This is a genomic window from Bacillus sp. PS95 (assembly GCF_037963565.1).
Lineage (GTDB): Bacteria > Bacillota > Bacilli > Bacillales > Bacillaceae > Bacillus > Bacillus subtilis.
Genome location: NZ_CP150160.1, coordinates 3,310,150 through 3,323,924, shown reverse-complemented (window position 1 = coordinate 3,323,924; position 13,775 = coordinate 3,310,150). Strand labels below are relative to the sequence as shown.

The 13,775-nt window shown below is 42.8% G+C and carries 14 protein-coding genes; 12 read left to right on the top strand and 2 right to left on the bottom strand.

The features are described 5' to 3' along the window. Nucleotides 1–8: 8 nt before the first annotated feature. The 7 genes from sufC to NSQ12_RS17360 all read left to right on the top strand — a co-directional run bounded on the left by sufC (nucleotide 9) and on the right by NSQ12_RS17360 (nucleotide 7,766). A complete protein-coding gene (gene sufC / locus NSQ12_RS17390; RefSeq protein WP_003151872.1) occupies nucleotides 9–794 on the top strand; it encodes a Fe-S cluster assembly ATPase SufC in 786 nt (261 codons plus the stop codon). 17 nt (nucleotides 795–811) lie between these two features. Continuing rightward, nucleotides 812–2,125, top strand: a complete 1,314-nt coding sequence (sufD, locus tag NSQ12_RS17385) for a Fe-S cluster assembly protein SufD (protein ID WP_003228602.1) — start codon at nucleotides 812–814, stop codon at nucleotides 2,123–2,125. Beyond that, a complete protein-coding gene (gene sufS, locus NSQ12_RS17380; RefSeq protein ID WP_003228604.1) occupies nucleotides 2,125–3,345 on the top strand; it encodes a cysteine desulfurase SufS in 1,221 nt (406 codons plus the stop codon). Before sufD ends, sufS begins: the two co-directional genes overlap by 1 nt. Further along, nucleotides 3,335–3,778 (top strand): Fe-S cluster assembly sulfur transfer protein SufU, encoded by a 444-nt coding sequence (gene sufU, locus NSQ12_RS17375; protein ID WP_003222809.1) that lies wholly within the window; start codon nucleotides 3,335–3,337, stop codon nucleotides 3,776–3,778. The genes sufS and sufU overlap by 11 nt, the downstream gene beginning before the upstream one ends. A 20-nt stretch (nucleotides 3,779–3,798) precedes the next feature. Next, nucleotides 3,799–5,196, top strand: a complete 1,398-nt coding sequence (gene sufB, locus NSQ12_RS17370; RefSeq protein WP_003228608.1) for a Fe-S cluster assembly protein SufB — start codon at nucleotides 3,799–3,801, stop codon at nucleotides 5,194–5,196. Between the two features lie 473 nt (nucleotides 5,197–5,669). Beyond that, nucleotides 5,670–6,008: a nucleotide pyrophosphohydrolase gene (locus NSQ12_RS17365; protein WP_103803712.1), complete on the top strand. Its 339-nt coding sequence runs from the start codon at nucleotides 5,670–5,672 to the stop codon at nucleotides 6,006–6,008. A 3-nt stretch (nucleotides 6,009–6,011) separates the two neighbouring features. Next, nucleotides 6,012–7,766, top strand: coding sequence for a DUF2075 domain-containing protein (locus NSQ12_RS17360; RefSeq protein WP_116315891.1), 1,755 nt, complete (start codon nucleotides 6,012–6,014; stop codon nucleotides 7,764–7,766). 344 nt (nucleotides 7,767–8,110) lie between these two features. On the opposite strand, the gene NSQ12_RS17355 is transcribed toward NSQ12_RS17360, so the two are convergent. Both NSQ12_RS17355 and sspG read right to left on the bottom strand, forming a co-directional pair. After that, nucleotides 8,111–8,386, bottom strand: a complete 276-nt coding sequence (locus tag NSQ12_RS17355) for a hypothetical protein (RefSeq protein WP_003243521.1) — start codon at nucleotides 8,384–8,386, stop codon at nucleotides 8,111–8,113. Beyond that, nucleotides 8,386–8,532, bottom strand: coding sequence for an acid-soluble spore protein SspG (gene sspG / locus NSQ12_RS17350; protein ID WP_003228613.1), 147 nt, complete (start codon nucleotides 8,530–8,532; stop codon nucleotides 8,386–8,388). Before sspG ends, NSQ12_RS17355 begins: the two co-directional genes overlap by 1 nt. Nucleotides 8,533–8,690: 158 nt before the next feature. Between sspG and NSQ12_RS17345 the strand changes: the two genes are divergently transcribed. The 5 genes from NSQ12_RS17345 (at nucleotide 8,691) to NSQ12_RS17325 (ending at nucleotide 13,773) form a co-directional block, all read left to right on the top strand. Further along, on the top strand, nucleotides 8,691–9,809 hold the full coding sequence (locus tag NSQ12_RS17345; RefSeq protein WP_198878517.1) for an FAD-binding oxidoreductase: 1,119 nt from the start codon (nucleotides 8,691–8,693) through the stop codon (nucleotides 9,807–9,809). A 102-nt stretch (nucleotides 9,810–9,911) separates the two neighbouring features. Next, entirely contained in the window at nucleotides 9,912–10,286 is a 375-nt protein-coding gene (locus tag NSQ12_RS17340; RefSeq protein WP_003228617.1) for a nucleotide excision repair endonuclease, read from the top strand. A 215-nt stretch (nucleotides 10,287–10,501) separates the two neighbouring features. Beyond that, the gene (gene frlB / locus NSQ12_RS17335) at nucleotides 10,502–11,488 is read left to right on the top strand and encodes a fructosamine deglycase FrlB (RefSeq protein ID WP_015251278.1); all 987 of its coding nucleotides are present in this window, start codon (nucleotides 10,502–10,504) and stop codon (nucleotides 11,486–11,488) included. Nucleotides 11,489–11,568: 80 nt separating this feature from the next. Next, on the top strand, nucleotides 11,569–12,837 hold the full coding sequence (locus NSQ12_RS17330) for an ABC transporter substrate-binding protein (RefSeq protein WP_198878518.1): 1,269 nt from the start codon (nucleotides 11,569–11,571) through the stop codon (nucleotides 12,835–12,837). Nucleotides 12,838–12,894: 57 nt separating this feature from the next. Further along, a complete protein-coding gene (locus NSQ12_RS17325) occupies nucleotides 12,895–13,773 on the top strand; it encodes a sugar ABC transporter permease (protein ID WP_014477910.1) in 879 nt (292 codons plus the stop codon). The last annotated feature ends 2 nt before the right edge of the window (nucleotides 13,774–13,775 follow it).

The window sequence follows — 13,775 nt, the reverse complement described above, 5'->3', positions numbered from 1 at the left end:
GTATAGATATGGCTGCTTCAACATTAACGATCAAAGATCTTCACGTTGAAATCGAAGGGAAAGAGATCTTAAAGGGTGTAAACCTTGAAATAAAAGGTGGAGAATTCCACGCAGTAATGGGCCCGAACGGAACTGGTAAATCCACTTTATCAGCTGCTATTATGGGGCATCCTAAATATGAAGTAACAAAAGGCAGCATCACGCTTGACGGCAAAGATGTACTGGAGATGGAAGTGGACGAGCGTGCGCAGGCAGGCTTATTCCTTGCGATGCAGTACCCAAGTGAAATCAGCGGTGTGACAAATGCCGACTTCCTTCGCTCAGCAATCAACGCGCGCAGAGAAGAAGGCGATGAAATTTCTCTCATGAAATTCATCCGCAAAATGGACGAAAACATGGAGTTCCTTGAAATGGACCCCGAAATGGCTCAGCGCTATCTTAACGAAGGCTTCTCAGGCGGGGAGAAAAAACGCAACGAAATCCTTCAATTAATGATGATTGAACCGAAAATCGCCATCCTTGATGAAATTGACTCAGGTCTTGATATTGACGCTTTGAAAGTTGTATCAAAAGGGATCAACAAAATGCGCAGCGAAAACTTCGGCTGCTTGATGATCACTCACTATCAGCGCCTGTTAAACTACATCACTCCGGATGTTGTTCACGTTATGATGCAAGGCCGCGTTGTAAAATCCGGCGGTGCAGAGCTTGCACAGCGTCTTGAAGCAGAAGGTTATGACTGGATCAAACAAGAACTTGGCATTGAAGACGAAACTGTTGGCCAAGAAGCGTAAGCGTTAGGGGGATTAATATGACACTAGGTACAAAACTATCCGTAGATCAGGAGTATCTCAAAAGCTTTTCCGAAAAGCACCAAGAACCTGCCTGGCTGAAGAACCTGCGCTTACAGGCTCTTGAACAAGCTGAGGATCTGCCGATGCCGAAACCTGACAAAACAAAAATCACAAACTGGAACTTCACGAATTTCGCGAAGCATACAGTGGATAACGAACCGCTTTCTTCATTAGAAGATTTGACTGATGAAGTAAAAGCGCTGATCGACATTGAAAACGAAGATAAAACATTATACGTACAGCGTGACCAGACGCCGGCACATCTTTCTCTTTCTCAAGAATTGAAAGACAAAGGCGTCATCTTCACTGATATTCTGACTGCTGCACGCGAGCACAGCGACTTGGTGGAGAAATACTTTATGAAGGACGGCGTGAAGGTTGACGAACATAAGTTAACTGCACTTCACGCGGCTCTTGTTAACGGAGGAGCATTCCTTTATGTTCCGAAAAATGTTCAGGTGGAGACGCCGGTTCAGGCTGTTTATGTCCACGAAAGCAATGATACAGCTCTATTCAACCACGTGCTGATTGTGGCTGAAGACCACAGTTCTGTAACATATGTAGAAAACTACATCAGCACTGTAAACCCGAAAGACGCTGTCTTCAATATTATCAGTGAGGTCATCACAGGTGATAATGCCAGCGTGACATACGGTGCGGTGGATAATCTGTCAAGCGGTGTGACAACTTATGTGAACCGCCGCGGTGCTGCGCGCGGACGCGACAGCAAAATCGAGTGGGCTCTTGGCCTGATGAACGACGGCGACACGATTTCCGAAAATACAACAAACCTTTACGGTGACGGCACATACGGCGATACGAAAACGGTTGTTGTCGGAAGAGGAGAGCAGACAGAAAACTTCACAACACAAATCATCCATTTCGGTAAAGCTTCTGAAGGCTATATCTTGAAGCACGGTGTGATGAAGGATTCCGCTTCTTCTATCTTTAACGGAATCGGCAAAATCGAACATGGCGCTTCTAAAGCGAATGCGGAGCAAGAATCACGCGTGCTGATGCTTAGCGAAAAAGCACGCGGAGACGCAAACCCTATTCTTTTAATTGACGAAGACGATGTAACTGCAGGACATGCGGCATCTGTCGGCCGTGTGGACCCTATTCAGCTTTACTACCTGATGAGCCGTGGAATTCCGAAAGAAGAAGCAGAACGCTTAGTCATTTACGGATTCCTTGCACCGGTAGTAAATGAACTTCCGATTGAAGGCGTTAAGAAACAATTAGTTTCTGTTATCGAAAGGAAAGTGAAGTAATGAATATCACAGATATTCGTGAACAGTTCCCGATCCTTCATCAGCAAGTGAACGGACATGATCTCGTTTATCTCGACAGCGCGGCGACTTCTCAGAAGCCGCGTGCTGTCATTGAAACACTGGATAAGTATTATAACCAATACAATTCCAATGTTCACCGGGGCGTCCATACACTTGGAACCAGAGCGACAGATGGTTATGAAGGAGCGCGTGAAAAAGTCCGCAAGTTTATTAACGCGAAGTCAATGGCTGAGATTATTTTCACAAAAGGCACGACCACATCACTGAATATGGTGGCGTTAAGCTATGCACGCGCCAACCTGAAACCTGGTGATGAAGTGGTCATCACCTACATGGAGCATCATGCGAATATCATTCCGTGGCAGCAGGCTGTAAAAGCAACTGGCGCCACATTAAAATATATTCCGTTGCAGGAAGACGGAACGATTTCTTTAGAAGACGTCAGAGAAACGGTCACAAGCAACACAAAAATTGTTGCGGTGTCTCATGTATCTAATGTCCTCGGCACGGTCAACCCGATTAAAGAAATGGCGAAAATCGCTCATGACAATGGGGCTGTCATTGTGGTGGACGGTGCACAAAGCACGCCTCACATGAAAATTGACGTGCAGGATCTCGATTGCGACTTCTTTGCGCTTTCTTCCCATAAAATGTGCGGACCTACTGGTGTTGGTGTGCTGTACGGAAAGAAAGCCCTGCTGGAAAACATGGAGCCTGCCGAATTCGGCGGTGAAATGATCGACTTTGTCGGGCTTTATGAATCAACTTGGAAAGAGCTTCCGTGGAAATTCGAAGCGGGTACGCCGATTATTGCAGGAGCAATCGGCCTCGGTGCCGCCATTGATTTTCTCGAAGAAATCGGTCTTGATGAGATTTCCCGCCATGAGCACAAGCTTGCAGCTTATGCGCTTGAACGCTTCCGCCAGCTTGACGGCGTAACGGTTTACGGGCCGGAAGAGCGTGCCGGGCTTGTCACATTTAACCTTGATGATGTTCATCCGCACGATGTGGCGACTGTGCTTGATGCGGAGGGAATTGCAGTCAGAGCCGGCCACCATTGTGCGCAGCCGCTGATGAAATGGCTGGATGTAACTGCTACTGCAAGAGCAAGCTTTTATCTGTATAATACAGAGGAAGAGATTGATAAGCTTGTGGAAGCTCTTCAAAAGACAAAGGAGTATTTTACAAATGTCTTTTAATGCAAACTTAGATACATTGTACAGACAGGTGATTATGGATCATTACAAAAACCCGCGAAATAAAGGGGTTTTGAATGACAGCATTGTCGTGGATATGAACAATCCGACATGCGGCGACCGCATCAGACTGACAATGAAGCTTGACGGAGACATCGTGGAAGATGCGAAGTTTGAAGGGGAAGGCTGTTCCATTTCAATGGCATCCGCTTCGATGATGACTCAGGCGATTAAAGGGAAAGATATTGAAACTGCCCTTTCCATGTCTAAGATTTTCTCGGATATGATGCAAGGGAAAGAGTATGATGATTCTATAGATCTCGGGGATATTGAAGCCCTTCAAGGCGTTTCAAAATTCCCGGCCCGTATCAAATGTGCAACCCTGTCATGGAAAGCACTTGAAAAAGGAGTCGCGAAAGAAGAAGGCGGCAATTAAAAGGATTGGAGTGAAAATGGATGGCTAAAAAAATGCCTGATATTGGTGAATACAAGTATGGTTTTCACGACAAGGACGTTTCCATTTTCCGTTCAGAGCGCGGATTGACAAAAGAAATCGTAGAAGAAATTTCTCGCATGAAAGAAGAGCCTCAATGGATGCTTGACTTCCGCTTGAAATCACTTGAGCATTTCTACAACATGCCGATGCCTCAATGGGGCGGAGATTTAAACTCACTGAACTTTGACGAAATTACGTACTACGTAAAACCGTCTGAGCGTTCAGAGCGTTCTTGGGATGAAGTTCCTGAAGAAATTAAACAAACATTCGACAAGCTCGGTATTCCTGAAGCTGAACAAAAATACCTTGCGGGTGTTTCTGCTCAGTACGAATCTGAGGTTGTATACCACAACATGAAAGAAGATCTTGAAGCACAAGGCATCGTCTTTAAAGACACTGACAGCGCGCTGAAAGAGAATGAAGATATTTTCCGTGAGCACTGGGCAAAAGTAATCCCGCCGACTGATAACAAGTTTGCGGCGCTTAACTCAGCTGTTTGGTCCGGCGGATCTTTCATCTACGTGCCTAAAGGCGTGAAGGTTGAAACACCGCTTCAAGCTTACTTCCGTATCAACTCTGAGAACATGGGTCAGTTCGAACGTACACTGATCATTGTTGACGAAGAAGCAAGTGTTCATTATGTTGAAGGCTGTACTGCGCCTGTTTACACAACAAACTCACTTCACAGTGCGGTCGTTGAGATCATCGTGAAAAAAGGCGGCTACTGCCGTTATACAACGATCCAAAACTGGGCGAACAACGTTTACAACCTTGTAACAAAGCGTACAGTCTGTGAAGAAAACGCAACAATGGAATGGATCGACGGCAACATCGGTTCTAAGCTGACAATGAAATATCCGGCTTGTATCCTAAAAGGCGAAGGCGCGCGCGGTATGACGCTTTCTATCGCTCTTGCGGGTAAAGGCCAGCATCAGGATGCAGGTGCGAAAATGATTCACCTTGCACCAAACACATCATCTACAATCGTATCAAAATCGATTTCAAAACAGGGCGGAAAAGTAACGTACCGCGGAATCGTCCACTTCGGACGCAAAGCGGAAGGCGCCCGCTCTAACATCGAGTGCGATACGCTCATTATGGATAACAAATCAACTTCAGACACAATTCCTTACAATGAAATCTTAAATGATAACATTTCATTGGAGCACGAAGCGAAAGTGTCTAAAGTATCTGAAGAGCAGCTCTTCTACTTGATGAGCCGCGGTATTTCTGAAGAAGAAGCAACTGAAATGATCGTAATGGGCTTCATCGAGCCATTCACAAAAGAGCTTCCAATGGAATACGCAGTAGAAATGAACCGTTTGATTAAGTTCGAAATGGAAGGTTCTATTGGATAACTAACGATTAACCCTTGTTTATCAAGGGTTTTTCTTATTTTTGATACGTGCCAAGTTTCTGTCATGCCAACTTTTTGCCAAGCTTTTATTATCTTAATATGTAAGATGCGAATTTTGCAAGTTCATCCTGTTCGATTTTTTCCATTATATGATGGTTTCACTTGTTGTTTTTATGCCCCAATCTTTTCGATACATAAATCAGGGAAGGGATGCACCTCATTCAAGCACAAGACAGTGTGTGGCCCCTATATTCGACCCCCGAAGCTTTATGTTAGTTCTGTTCTTATACAGCTATTTAATTTAGCTGCTCTTTATATTGAATTAACGGGGCAGGATAGTTGAAGAAGAAAGGTTCGTAACATAAACTAAATATGTACATAAATATGGAAGGATTGCTAGAAAAGAAACTTATATCTGGTTCAATAATTAAGAGATAAGGAAACATTTTCTGGAAGGAATGAAAGGGAATTATTATGAGTGAAACAATGCAGCGGATTAATCAATTTAGAGATGAGCGCAACTGGCGGCAATTTCATAATGAAAAAGATCTGGCCATTTCCATCTCTTTAGAAGCCAATGAATTATTGGAATTATTTCAATGGAAAACACCAGAGGAATCCAAGGGAAATCTTGAGCGACTTAAAGAAGAACTGGCAGATGTGCTGATTTACTCTTATATGATGGCTGATAATCTAGGATTTGATATTGATGAAATCATCGCCGAAAAATTAAATAAAAATGCCCGGAAATATCCAGTTCCCAAAAGCTTTGGTCAAAAAAAGAAATATAATGAACTGGATGAGGTAGATTAAGCAATGGCTAAGTACAAATGTATAACATTGAAAGTGAAAAATGGAGAATTGGATGGTTTCGATAGACTTCGTCAGCCTGAACAAAATATCCTTAAAAATGGCAATGTCGTTTATATCTATAAAGGGTCGAAGTCGAAAAAGATTTACATTGGACAAACGAAACAATTTACTGTGCGGAATAAGCAACACTACAATGGTGAAGATGAAAGATTTAATAATGCAGATTTCGACCAAGTGATTATTCTTTGTTCAGTTTATTTAGATGGTGGTACAGCTTTATATGATGTCGAAAGCCAGCTAATCACATACTTTAAGGCAGAGAATTCAAACTCTAGAAAGCAACTGGTTCATTATGACAATGATGACATTACTAATGGAAATAAGGGTATCAGCGTCAATGCCTATCGAGACCAAGAAAAGGTTGCTTCAGAAGTTGTTTTGCCTTTTTGGGAAAACGAGCTATACCCTAATGGATGGGTAAGCACACCGACTTTAAAGAAGTTGCGCAATGAAGCACTGGTCAAATATAGCCCAATCAAAGTAATAACAGAACAGCAAATGGACATTCTAGATGAGATTGAATCAAATCCTGATATAAGCTTTGTGATTAATGGTGATGCAGGTACTGGCAAAACCGTGCTACTGACTCATTTGGTCGCTAAGCTGTTGAATGATAAACCTAATCATAGAATAGCAGTCGTTTTGCAGCCTAACTGGATTAAAACGGCAAAGCAAATCTTTAGAGTATATGGAATGAACAACAGTAACCTTACACTTGCTACTTCGACAAAGTTGATTAATGACGATGAAAATTATGATATTGTAATTGTTGACGAATCTCATAAGCTTTCCAGAAAATTTTCAAAGCAAATGGCATCTTTTAATAGTGTGTATAAAGGAAGATTTGCACAGGATGAGAACCACTTAGAGTGCTTAAAAAAATTAGGTCGTCAAATTGTGTTAATGTATGATGTATTGCAAGCTATTCGCCCTGCCAATATGACACGTGCGCAATTTAAGGAAGCAACCACAGATTTTGAAAAGAGATACTTAACAACGCAATTTAGAATTCAAGCTCCAAAAGGCAAGAACTATACATCAGAGGATTTCGTAAATGGCATAAAATATCTTTTGTATAAGGATACAGGTCTATTAGAACAAGAAGCAACGAATTTTAACCCGAATTTTAACAGAGCGGTTTTTCATGATGATGATGCAGATGCTTATTTTGGATATTTTGAAACAGAACCTTTAAAGAATTTGATTGATTGGGTAGAAGAAGACAGAAATTTCAATCCTGAACACATAAACCGCGTGTTAGGTGGATTAGTTGAACCTTGGAAGCAGGCTGATGGCAAAGACCATTCGATCACTCATTGGCATGAAGGGAATATCAAACGAAGATGGAATTCTACTCAAGAAAATTGGGTTTTTTCAGAGGATGCCGATGCCGAAGATCAGATTGGCTCTGTCTTCGCAGTTCAGGGAATCGATTTGAATAAAGTCGGTGTTTTAATCGGCAATGATCTGCAAGTCGACGCAAAGGGTCGGTTATTCGGTAATCCAGAGAATTTTCATAATGTAAACGGTAAGTTCTCAAAAGACGATGAAAGCCCTAAAAATGCACAAGAGTTTACCTTATTTGTGTTGAACATTTACTATATTTTGATGACTAGAGGAATTGACGGGATTCGTCTGGGATTCTGGAAGAATGAAGCATTTAAAAAGTATATGAAGGAAATATTGGAGATTAAATAAGTATCTGATACTTTGCATGTTCAAATTTTTTACAACTATTAACTAGTATTCTCAGGACTTATCTTTTTAGGATTGGCTGGGTTATTTGAGCCAAGTCACAATAGCTGTCTTCGACGATACATGCGGGTAACCTTATTCACATTGTATAGGAGTAATCAATGCATGAAATAACCATATTTCTAAACGATTTATTGGTGAATTCTAATCAAAAATTATAACTGTATTATTTACGATTAATTAAAGTTCATTCGGTTAATTCCTTCATAAAAAAGGACGTGACTGGTTTTCAGTCGCGTCCTTTTTGTATGCAGAAGAAAAACCGCTGGCCGAGGGGCCGCGGTTTTTTACTCTTCTTCTGTCTCTTGATTGATAATTTGCTTTACAGATGATCTGCTGTTATTTTCTCTGTTCATCTCTCGCAATTGAGTATAAGCCATATCGAATTCCTCTTTTGTCATCTGCTTTGCGGCTAATGCAGAGCATAATATAGCAAAAGCAATTGGCATTGTATCAATGTGAATGTCGATATGGACCTCTGAGTTGCCGCTGTTTTTGATAACAGATTCAGTAGTGGGTATCTCTTGAGTATGTCTGTTGAGAGGAATGATGTTTTCGTTCATTAGTCTTCTCCGTCTTGTGACTGCGCCTGTGCCTGATCCTGATCTGTATTCACGCTGACCACAACTTTTGCATTACCGCTGTTTTGGACTTTTGCGACTGCCGCATCGCGTCTGTTTTCTTCATTTTCATGACGATTTTCGCTCATGGTATCATCCTTTCTCTATTGATAGTGACAGGATATTCGATAGGAGAGTAAAGAGATTGGACGAACTTCGCGGTTTTTCCACATTAGGGCAAAAGGTCGAAGGAAAGCATTCTATTTGGTAAAATGAATAGACATTATAATAGAAAAGGTGTTTGCATATGAAATCGTACATCATCGTCGGCGCAGGGATTCTGGGCGCGTCGACGGCTTATCATCTCGCAAAATCAGGCGCTCGCGTTACTGTCATTGATCGGAAAGAGCCGGGACAAGCGACTGATGCGGCGGCGGGGATCGTCTGTCCATGGCTCTCGCAACGCCGTAATCAGGATTGGTACCAGCTTGCTAAGGGGGGAGCCAGGTACTATAAGGATTTAATCCATCAATTGGAAAAAGACGGTGAAACGGATACAGGATACAAACGTGTCGGTGCCATCAGCATTCATACTGACGCGTCTAAACTCGATAAAATGGAGGAAAGAGCGTATAAGAGACGGGAGGATGCGCCGGAAATCGGCGACATTACCCGCTTGTCTGCAAGTGAAACGAAAAAGCTGTTTCCGATTTTAGCTGACGGCTATGAATCGGTTCATATCAGCGGTGCCGCCCGTGTGAACGGAAGAGCGCTGTGCCGGTCGCTTTTAAGCGCTGCAGAGAAACGCGGCGCAACGGTCATCAAAGGAAATGCGTCCTTGCTTTTTGAAAACGGAACAGTCACCGGCGTGCAAACAGATACAAAGCAGTTTGCGGCTGACGCGGTCATTGTGACGGCGGGAGCATGGGCCAATGAGATATTGAAGCCTCTTGGCATTCATTTTCAAGTGTCATTTCAAAAAGCGCAGATTATGCATTTTGAAATGCCAGATGCAGATACAGGATCGTGGCCGGTTGTAATGCCGCCGAGTGATCAGTACATTCTTTCGTTTGATAACGGCAGAATTGTAGCCGGCGCCACACACGAAAACGATGCCGGCCTTGATGATCTTCGTGTGACAGCCGGAGGCCAGCACGAAGTATTGAGCAAAGCGTTAGCCGTTGCACCGGGTCTTGCTGATGCGGCTGCTGTTGAAACAAGAGTGGGCTTCAGGCCGTTTACACCCGGATTTCTGCCGGTCGTAGGGGCCGTGCCGAATGTTCAAGGCCTGTACGCTGCAAACGGTTTGGGTGCTTCTGGACTGACGATGGGGCCGTTCTTGGGTGCAGAGCTCGCAAAGCTAGTTCTCGGAAAGCAGACAGAATTAGACCTTAGTCCTTATCATCCAGCCGGAGCACTTGCATAATAAGCAAGAGCATAACAAACAAATATAATAAAGCTGTTCTAGCTTTTCTTTTCTGTATGTGTTAGCATTTATCTTTAATGAAAAAGAGGACGTGAACTGATTTTGATAAAAATTGATATACCCGCACCGAATGTCACCATCACTGAACGACAGCAGTCAGCTAATGATAACGAACCGAAGATAAAACCGATTCACGGATTCATCGACTTTCACCAGATCCCAAGGGACAAAGGCGGCATTTTTATGTTTTACAACATTCATGACGAGCTGCTGTTTGTCGGTAAAGCCAGAAAGTTAAGACAGAGAATTAAGAAGCATTTCGAAGACACTGTTTCACCAATCAAACATCACAGAGATGAAGTTTATAAAATTGAGGTATGTGTAGTTGATGATCCAATGGAAAGAGAGATTTACGAAACATATATCATCAATACACAGCACTCGAAGTACAATATAGACAAGGTATTTTTTAAATAAGACGTCAGTCTGCGGATTGAACAGCGAAGCCAGAGCTTAAGTCAAGTTCTGGCTTTTGATTTGGGCATTTTTTCGCATATAGACCCTTTGTCTATCATTCGAATAAATTATTGAGAAATTTCAGAAAATAATATTGACAATCCTACCCGCGGACTTTAATATAACATTATATAATGTTATATAACGTTATATAATAAAAACGGGGAGTGAAGGATTTGAGTCAGGCCACAGCAAAAGTAAATCGTGAGGTTCAAGCTTTCTTGCAGGATTTGAAAGGGAAAACCATTGATCATGTATTCTTTGTCGCATGCGGAGGGTCTTCTGCCATTATGTATCCGAGTAAGTATGTGTTTGACAGAGAGTCAAAATCAATAAACTCCGACCTCTACAGCGCCAACGAATTTATTCAGCGCAACCCTGTTCAGCTTGGTGAAAAGTCTCTTGTTATTTTGTGCTCGCATTCGGGAAATACCCCGGAGACAGTCAAAGCTGCTGCGTTTGCAAGGGGCAAGGGCGCACTTACGATTGCGATGACGTTTAAACCGGAGTCTCCTTTAGCGCAGGAAGCGCAATATGTTGCCCAGTACGATTGGGGTGATGAGGCGCTTGCGATCAATACAAACTATGGCGTTTTGTATCAAATCGTTTTTGGCACCCTGCAAGTATTAGAAAACAATACGAAATTCCAACAAGCAATTGAAGGCTTAGATCAATTGCAGGCTGTATATGAAAAAGCCCTTAAGCAGGAAGCTGACAACGCCAAGCAATTTGCAAAAGCCCATGAAAAAGAAAGCATTATTTATACCATGGCAAGCGGTGCAAACTACGGTGTCGCTTACTCCTACAGCATCTGCATTCTCATGGAAATGCAATGGATTCATTCCCACGCCATTCATGCCGGAGAATATTTTCACGGACCGTTTGAAATTATTGATGAATCCGTGCCGTTTATCATCCTGCTCGGTTTAGATGAAACAAGACCTCTTGAAGAGCGGGCGCTTACCTTCTCGAAAAAGTATGGCAAAAAGCTCACTGTGCTTGATGCTGCATCTTACGACTTCACTGCAATTGACGATTCAGTTAAAGGCTATCTTGCTCCGCTCGTTCTCAATCGTGTGCTGAGAAGCTATGCAGACGAGCTGGCAGAGGCGAGAAATCATCCTTTATCTCATAGAAGATACATGTGGAAAGTTGAGTATTGATCTGAAAATGAAGAACCATTATGCATTAGACTATAATGTTATATAACATTATAGTCTAATGTCCAGAGGAGGCCAACCCTTTGAAGAAAATGTTGTTGTTCTTGATCATTGCAGCTGTCAGTATGTTCACCATTGCAGGCTGTTCGAGCCAAAGCAGTTCATCGGACGGAAAGGTGACATTGAAATTTTTCCACAGATGGCCGAAGGAGCCGGAAAAAAGTTATTTTGAAGAGGTTGTTAAGGAATTTGAAAAAGAACACCCAGATATCGATATTCAAATTGAAGCCGTTTTAAATGACTCCTATAAAGATAAAATTAAGGTCATGCTGGGAACCACCAGCCCTCCTGACATTTACTTCTCTTGGAGCGATGAGTTTGCTTTTAAATTTATCAGAGGCAATAAAGCACTTGATCTCTCGTCCTACTACAAAAATGACACCGATTGGTCATCACAGCTCGTTCAATCGCAAATTACACCATTTACTTATGAAAACAAGCAATATGGCGTACCGTGGCAAATGGACGCTAAATCATTCTTCTATAATAAAGACATTTTCCAAAAGCTGAATCTTGATCCCCCGAAGACGTGGGATGAATTAATCGATGTGTCAAAAAAGCTGAAAGAACATGGCTACACACCGATCAGCTTTGGAACAAAGGCGACTTGGACAATCTCGCACTATATCGGCACGCTTAATCAGCGGATGGTCGATGAAAAAACGCGAGACAAGGACTATAACGCCAAAACGGGTGAATTTACTGATGAAGGCTACGTAAAAGCACTTGAAAAGCTTCAAGAGCTGATGCCTTACTTTAATAAACATGTAAACTCCGTCGACCACGAATATGTGAGACAGCAATTTAAGAGCGGAAAGTCGGCGATGATATATGCGGAAACAGCGGAAATCAAGCTGGTTGAACCGGTTAATCTCGGGATGTTCCCATTTCCTGAAATCAGCGGGCAGAAAGGATCTTCAGAAGCGTTAACGGGAGCGCCGGAAGGATTCATGATTTCCTCAAGAACAAAACATCCGAAGGAAGCGATGGAATTTTTGCAGTTCTTGACGTCGAAAAGAATGGGCGAAAAGCTCGTGAAAGATGTCGGGAAATACAGTGCAGTGCAAGGTACGGCTACTGAAGAAAATGCAACAGCTATTCAGCGTGAAGCCGTTCAGCATATTGTTGATGCCAAATCAATGGTTCCATGGTTTGATATGGATGTCGATGTTGAAGTCGCAGATGCGTACCTAACAGGCGTCCAGCAAATGCTTGGCGGCGACATGACACCGCAGCAGGTGATGAAAGCCGTTCAAAAGGCAGCAAAGCAGGTGAGGGCGTCAGCTGAATAAATCAAAGAAAAGGTGAAGCTTCGCACCTTTTCTTTTTATAAAGGAGATGAGATACCCTTGGTCAATCAGAATAAAATAATCCCCTATTTGTTTTTGGTGCCCGCTCTCGTTTTTTTACTTTTCGTTTATATCCCGATTTTTGAGAATGTATTCCTCAGCCTGTTTCAGTGGAGCTCATTTTCTCCGGAAAAAACGTTTATCGGCTTAAAAAACTATGTTGAATTATTTCATGATCCTGTCTTCTATCAGGCACTGACCAATAATGTGCTTTATGCAGTGATCTCAATTGTATGCCAGGTATTTGGCGGTTTGATTTTGGCGGCGGTGCTTGAGGATAAGCTGGTCAGAAAATGGTCGCCGTTTTTTCGTACCGTTTTCTTTTTGCCGGTTGTCATCTCAATGACTGTGATCGCGCTTTTGTTTGATTTTATTTACAATCCGGAGACAGGGCTTTTGAATCAGCTGCTTCAGGCCATCGGTCTTGATCAGCTGACGAGGGCCTGGCTCGGGGATGACAGCACAGCTATGCTTTCTGTCATTTTTGTGTCCCAGTGGCAATCTGTCGGTTATATTGCGATGCTGTACATCGTGTCGATTCAAAAAATACCGGATGAACTGTATGAAGCGGCCCGGCTTGACGGCGCGGGTAAAATTCAGCAGTTTTTTCATATTACTGTTCCCCAGACGAAAGAGATGTCTTTTGTTGCGGTGGTCATGACGCTGACCGGGGCCTTTACGGTCTTTAATGAGCCGTACATTTTGACAGGCGGCGGGCCGGGAAACGCGTCAGAAGTCTTGAGCACGTTTTTATATAAAAGCGCCTTTACAAAGGATATGATGGGCTACGCCTCAGCGATTGCCACTGTCGTGTTAATCATTACGCTTGCATTATCGCTCATGCAAATGAAGTTCTTTAAAACCGGAAAGGAGGAGTAACT

What these genes read in the sequence shown, in the direction of transcription:
- sufC (WP_003151872.1), top strand. Translation starts at nt 9, where the DNA reads ATGGCTGCTTCAACATTAACGATCAAAGATCTTCACGTTGAAATCGAA.
- sufD (WP_003228602.1), top strand. Translation starts at nt 812, where the DNA reads ATGACACTAGGTACAAAACTATCCGTAGATCAGGAGTATCTCAAAAGC.
- sufS (WP_003228604.1), top strand. Translation starts at nt 2,125, where the DNA reads ATGAATATCACAGATATTCGTGAACAGTTCCCGATCCTTCATCAGCAA.
- sufU (WP_003222809.1), top strand. Translation starts at nt 3,335, where the DNA reads ATGTCTTTTAATGCAAACTTAGATACATTGTACAGACAGGTGATTATG.
- sufB (WP_003228608.1), top strand. Translation starts at nt 3,799, where the DNA reads ATGGCTAAAAAAATGCCTGATATTGGTGAATACAAGTATGGTTTTCAC.
- NSQ12_RS17365 (WP_103803712.1), top strand. Translation starts at nt 5,670, where the DNA reads ATGAGTGAAACAATGCAGCGGATTAATCAATTTAGAGATGAGCGCAAC.
- NSQ12_RS17360 (WP_116315891.1), top strand. Translation starts at nt 6,012, where the DNA reads ATGGCTAAGTACAAATGTATAACATTGAAAGTGAAAAATGGAGAATTG.
- NSQ12_RS17355 (WP_003243521.1), bottom strand. Translation starts at nt 8,386, where the DNA reads ATGAACGAAAACATCATTCCTCTCAACAGACATACTCAAGAGATACCC.
- sspG (WP_003228613.1), bottom strand. Translation starts at nt 8,532, where the DNA reads ATGAGCGAAAATCGTCATGAAAATGAAGAAAACAGACGCGATGCGGCA.
- NSQ12_RS17345 (WP_198878517.1), top strand. Translation starts at nt 8,691, where the DNA reads ATGAAATCGTACATCATCGTCGGCGCAGGGATTCTGGGCGCGTCGACG.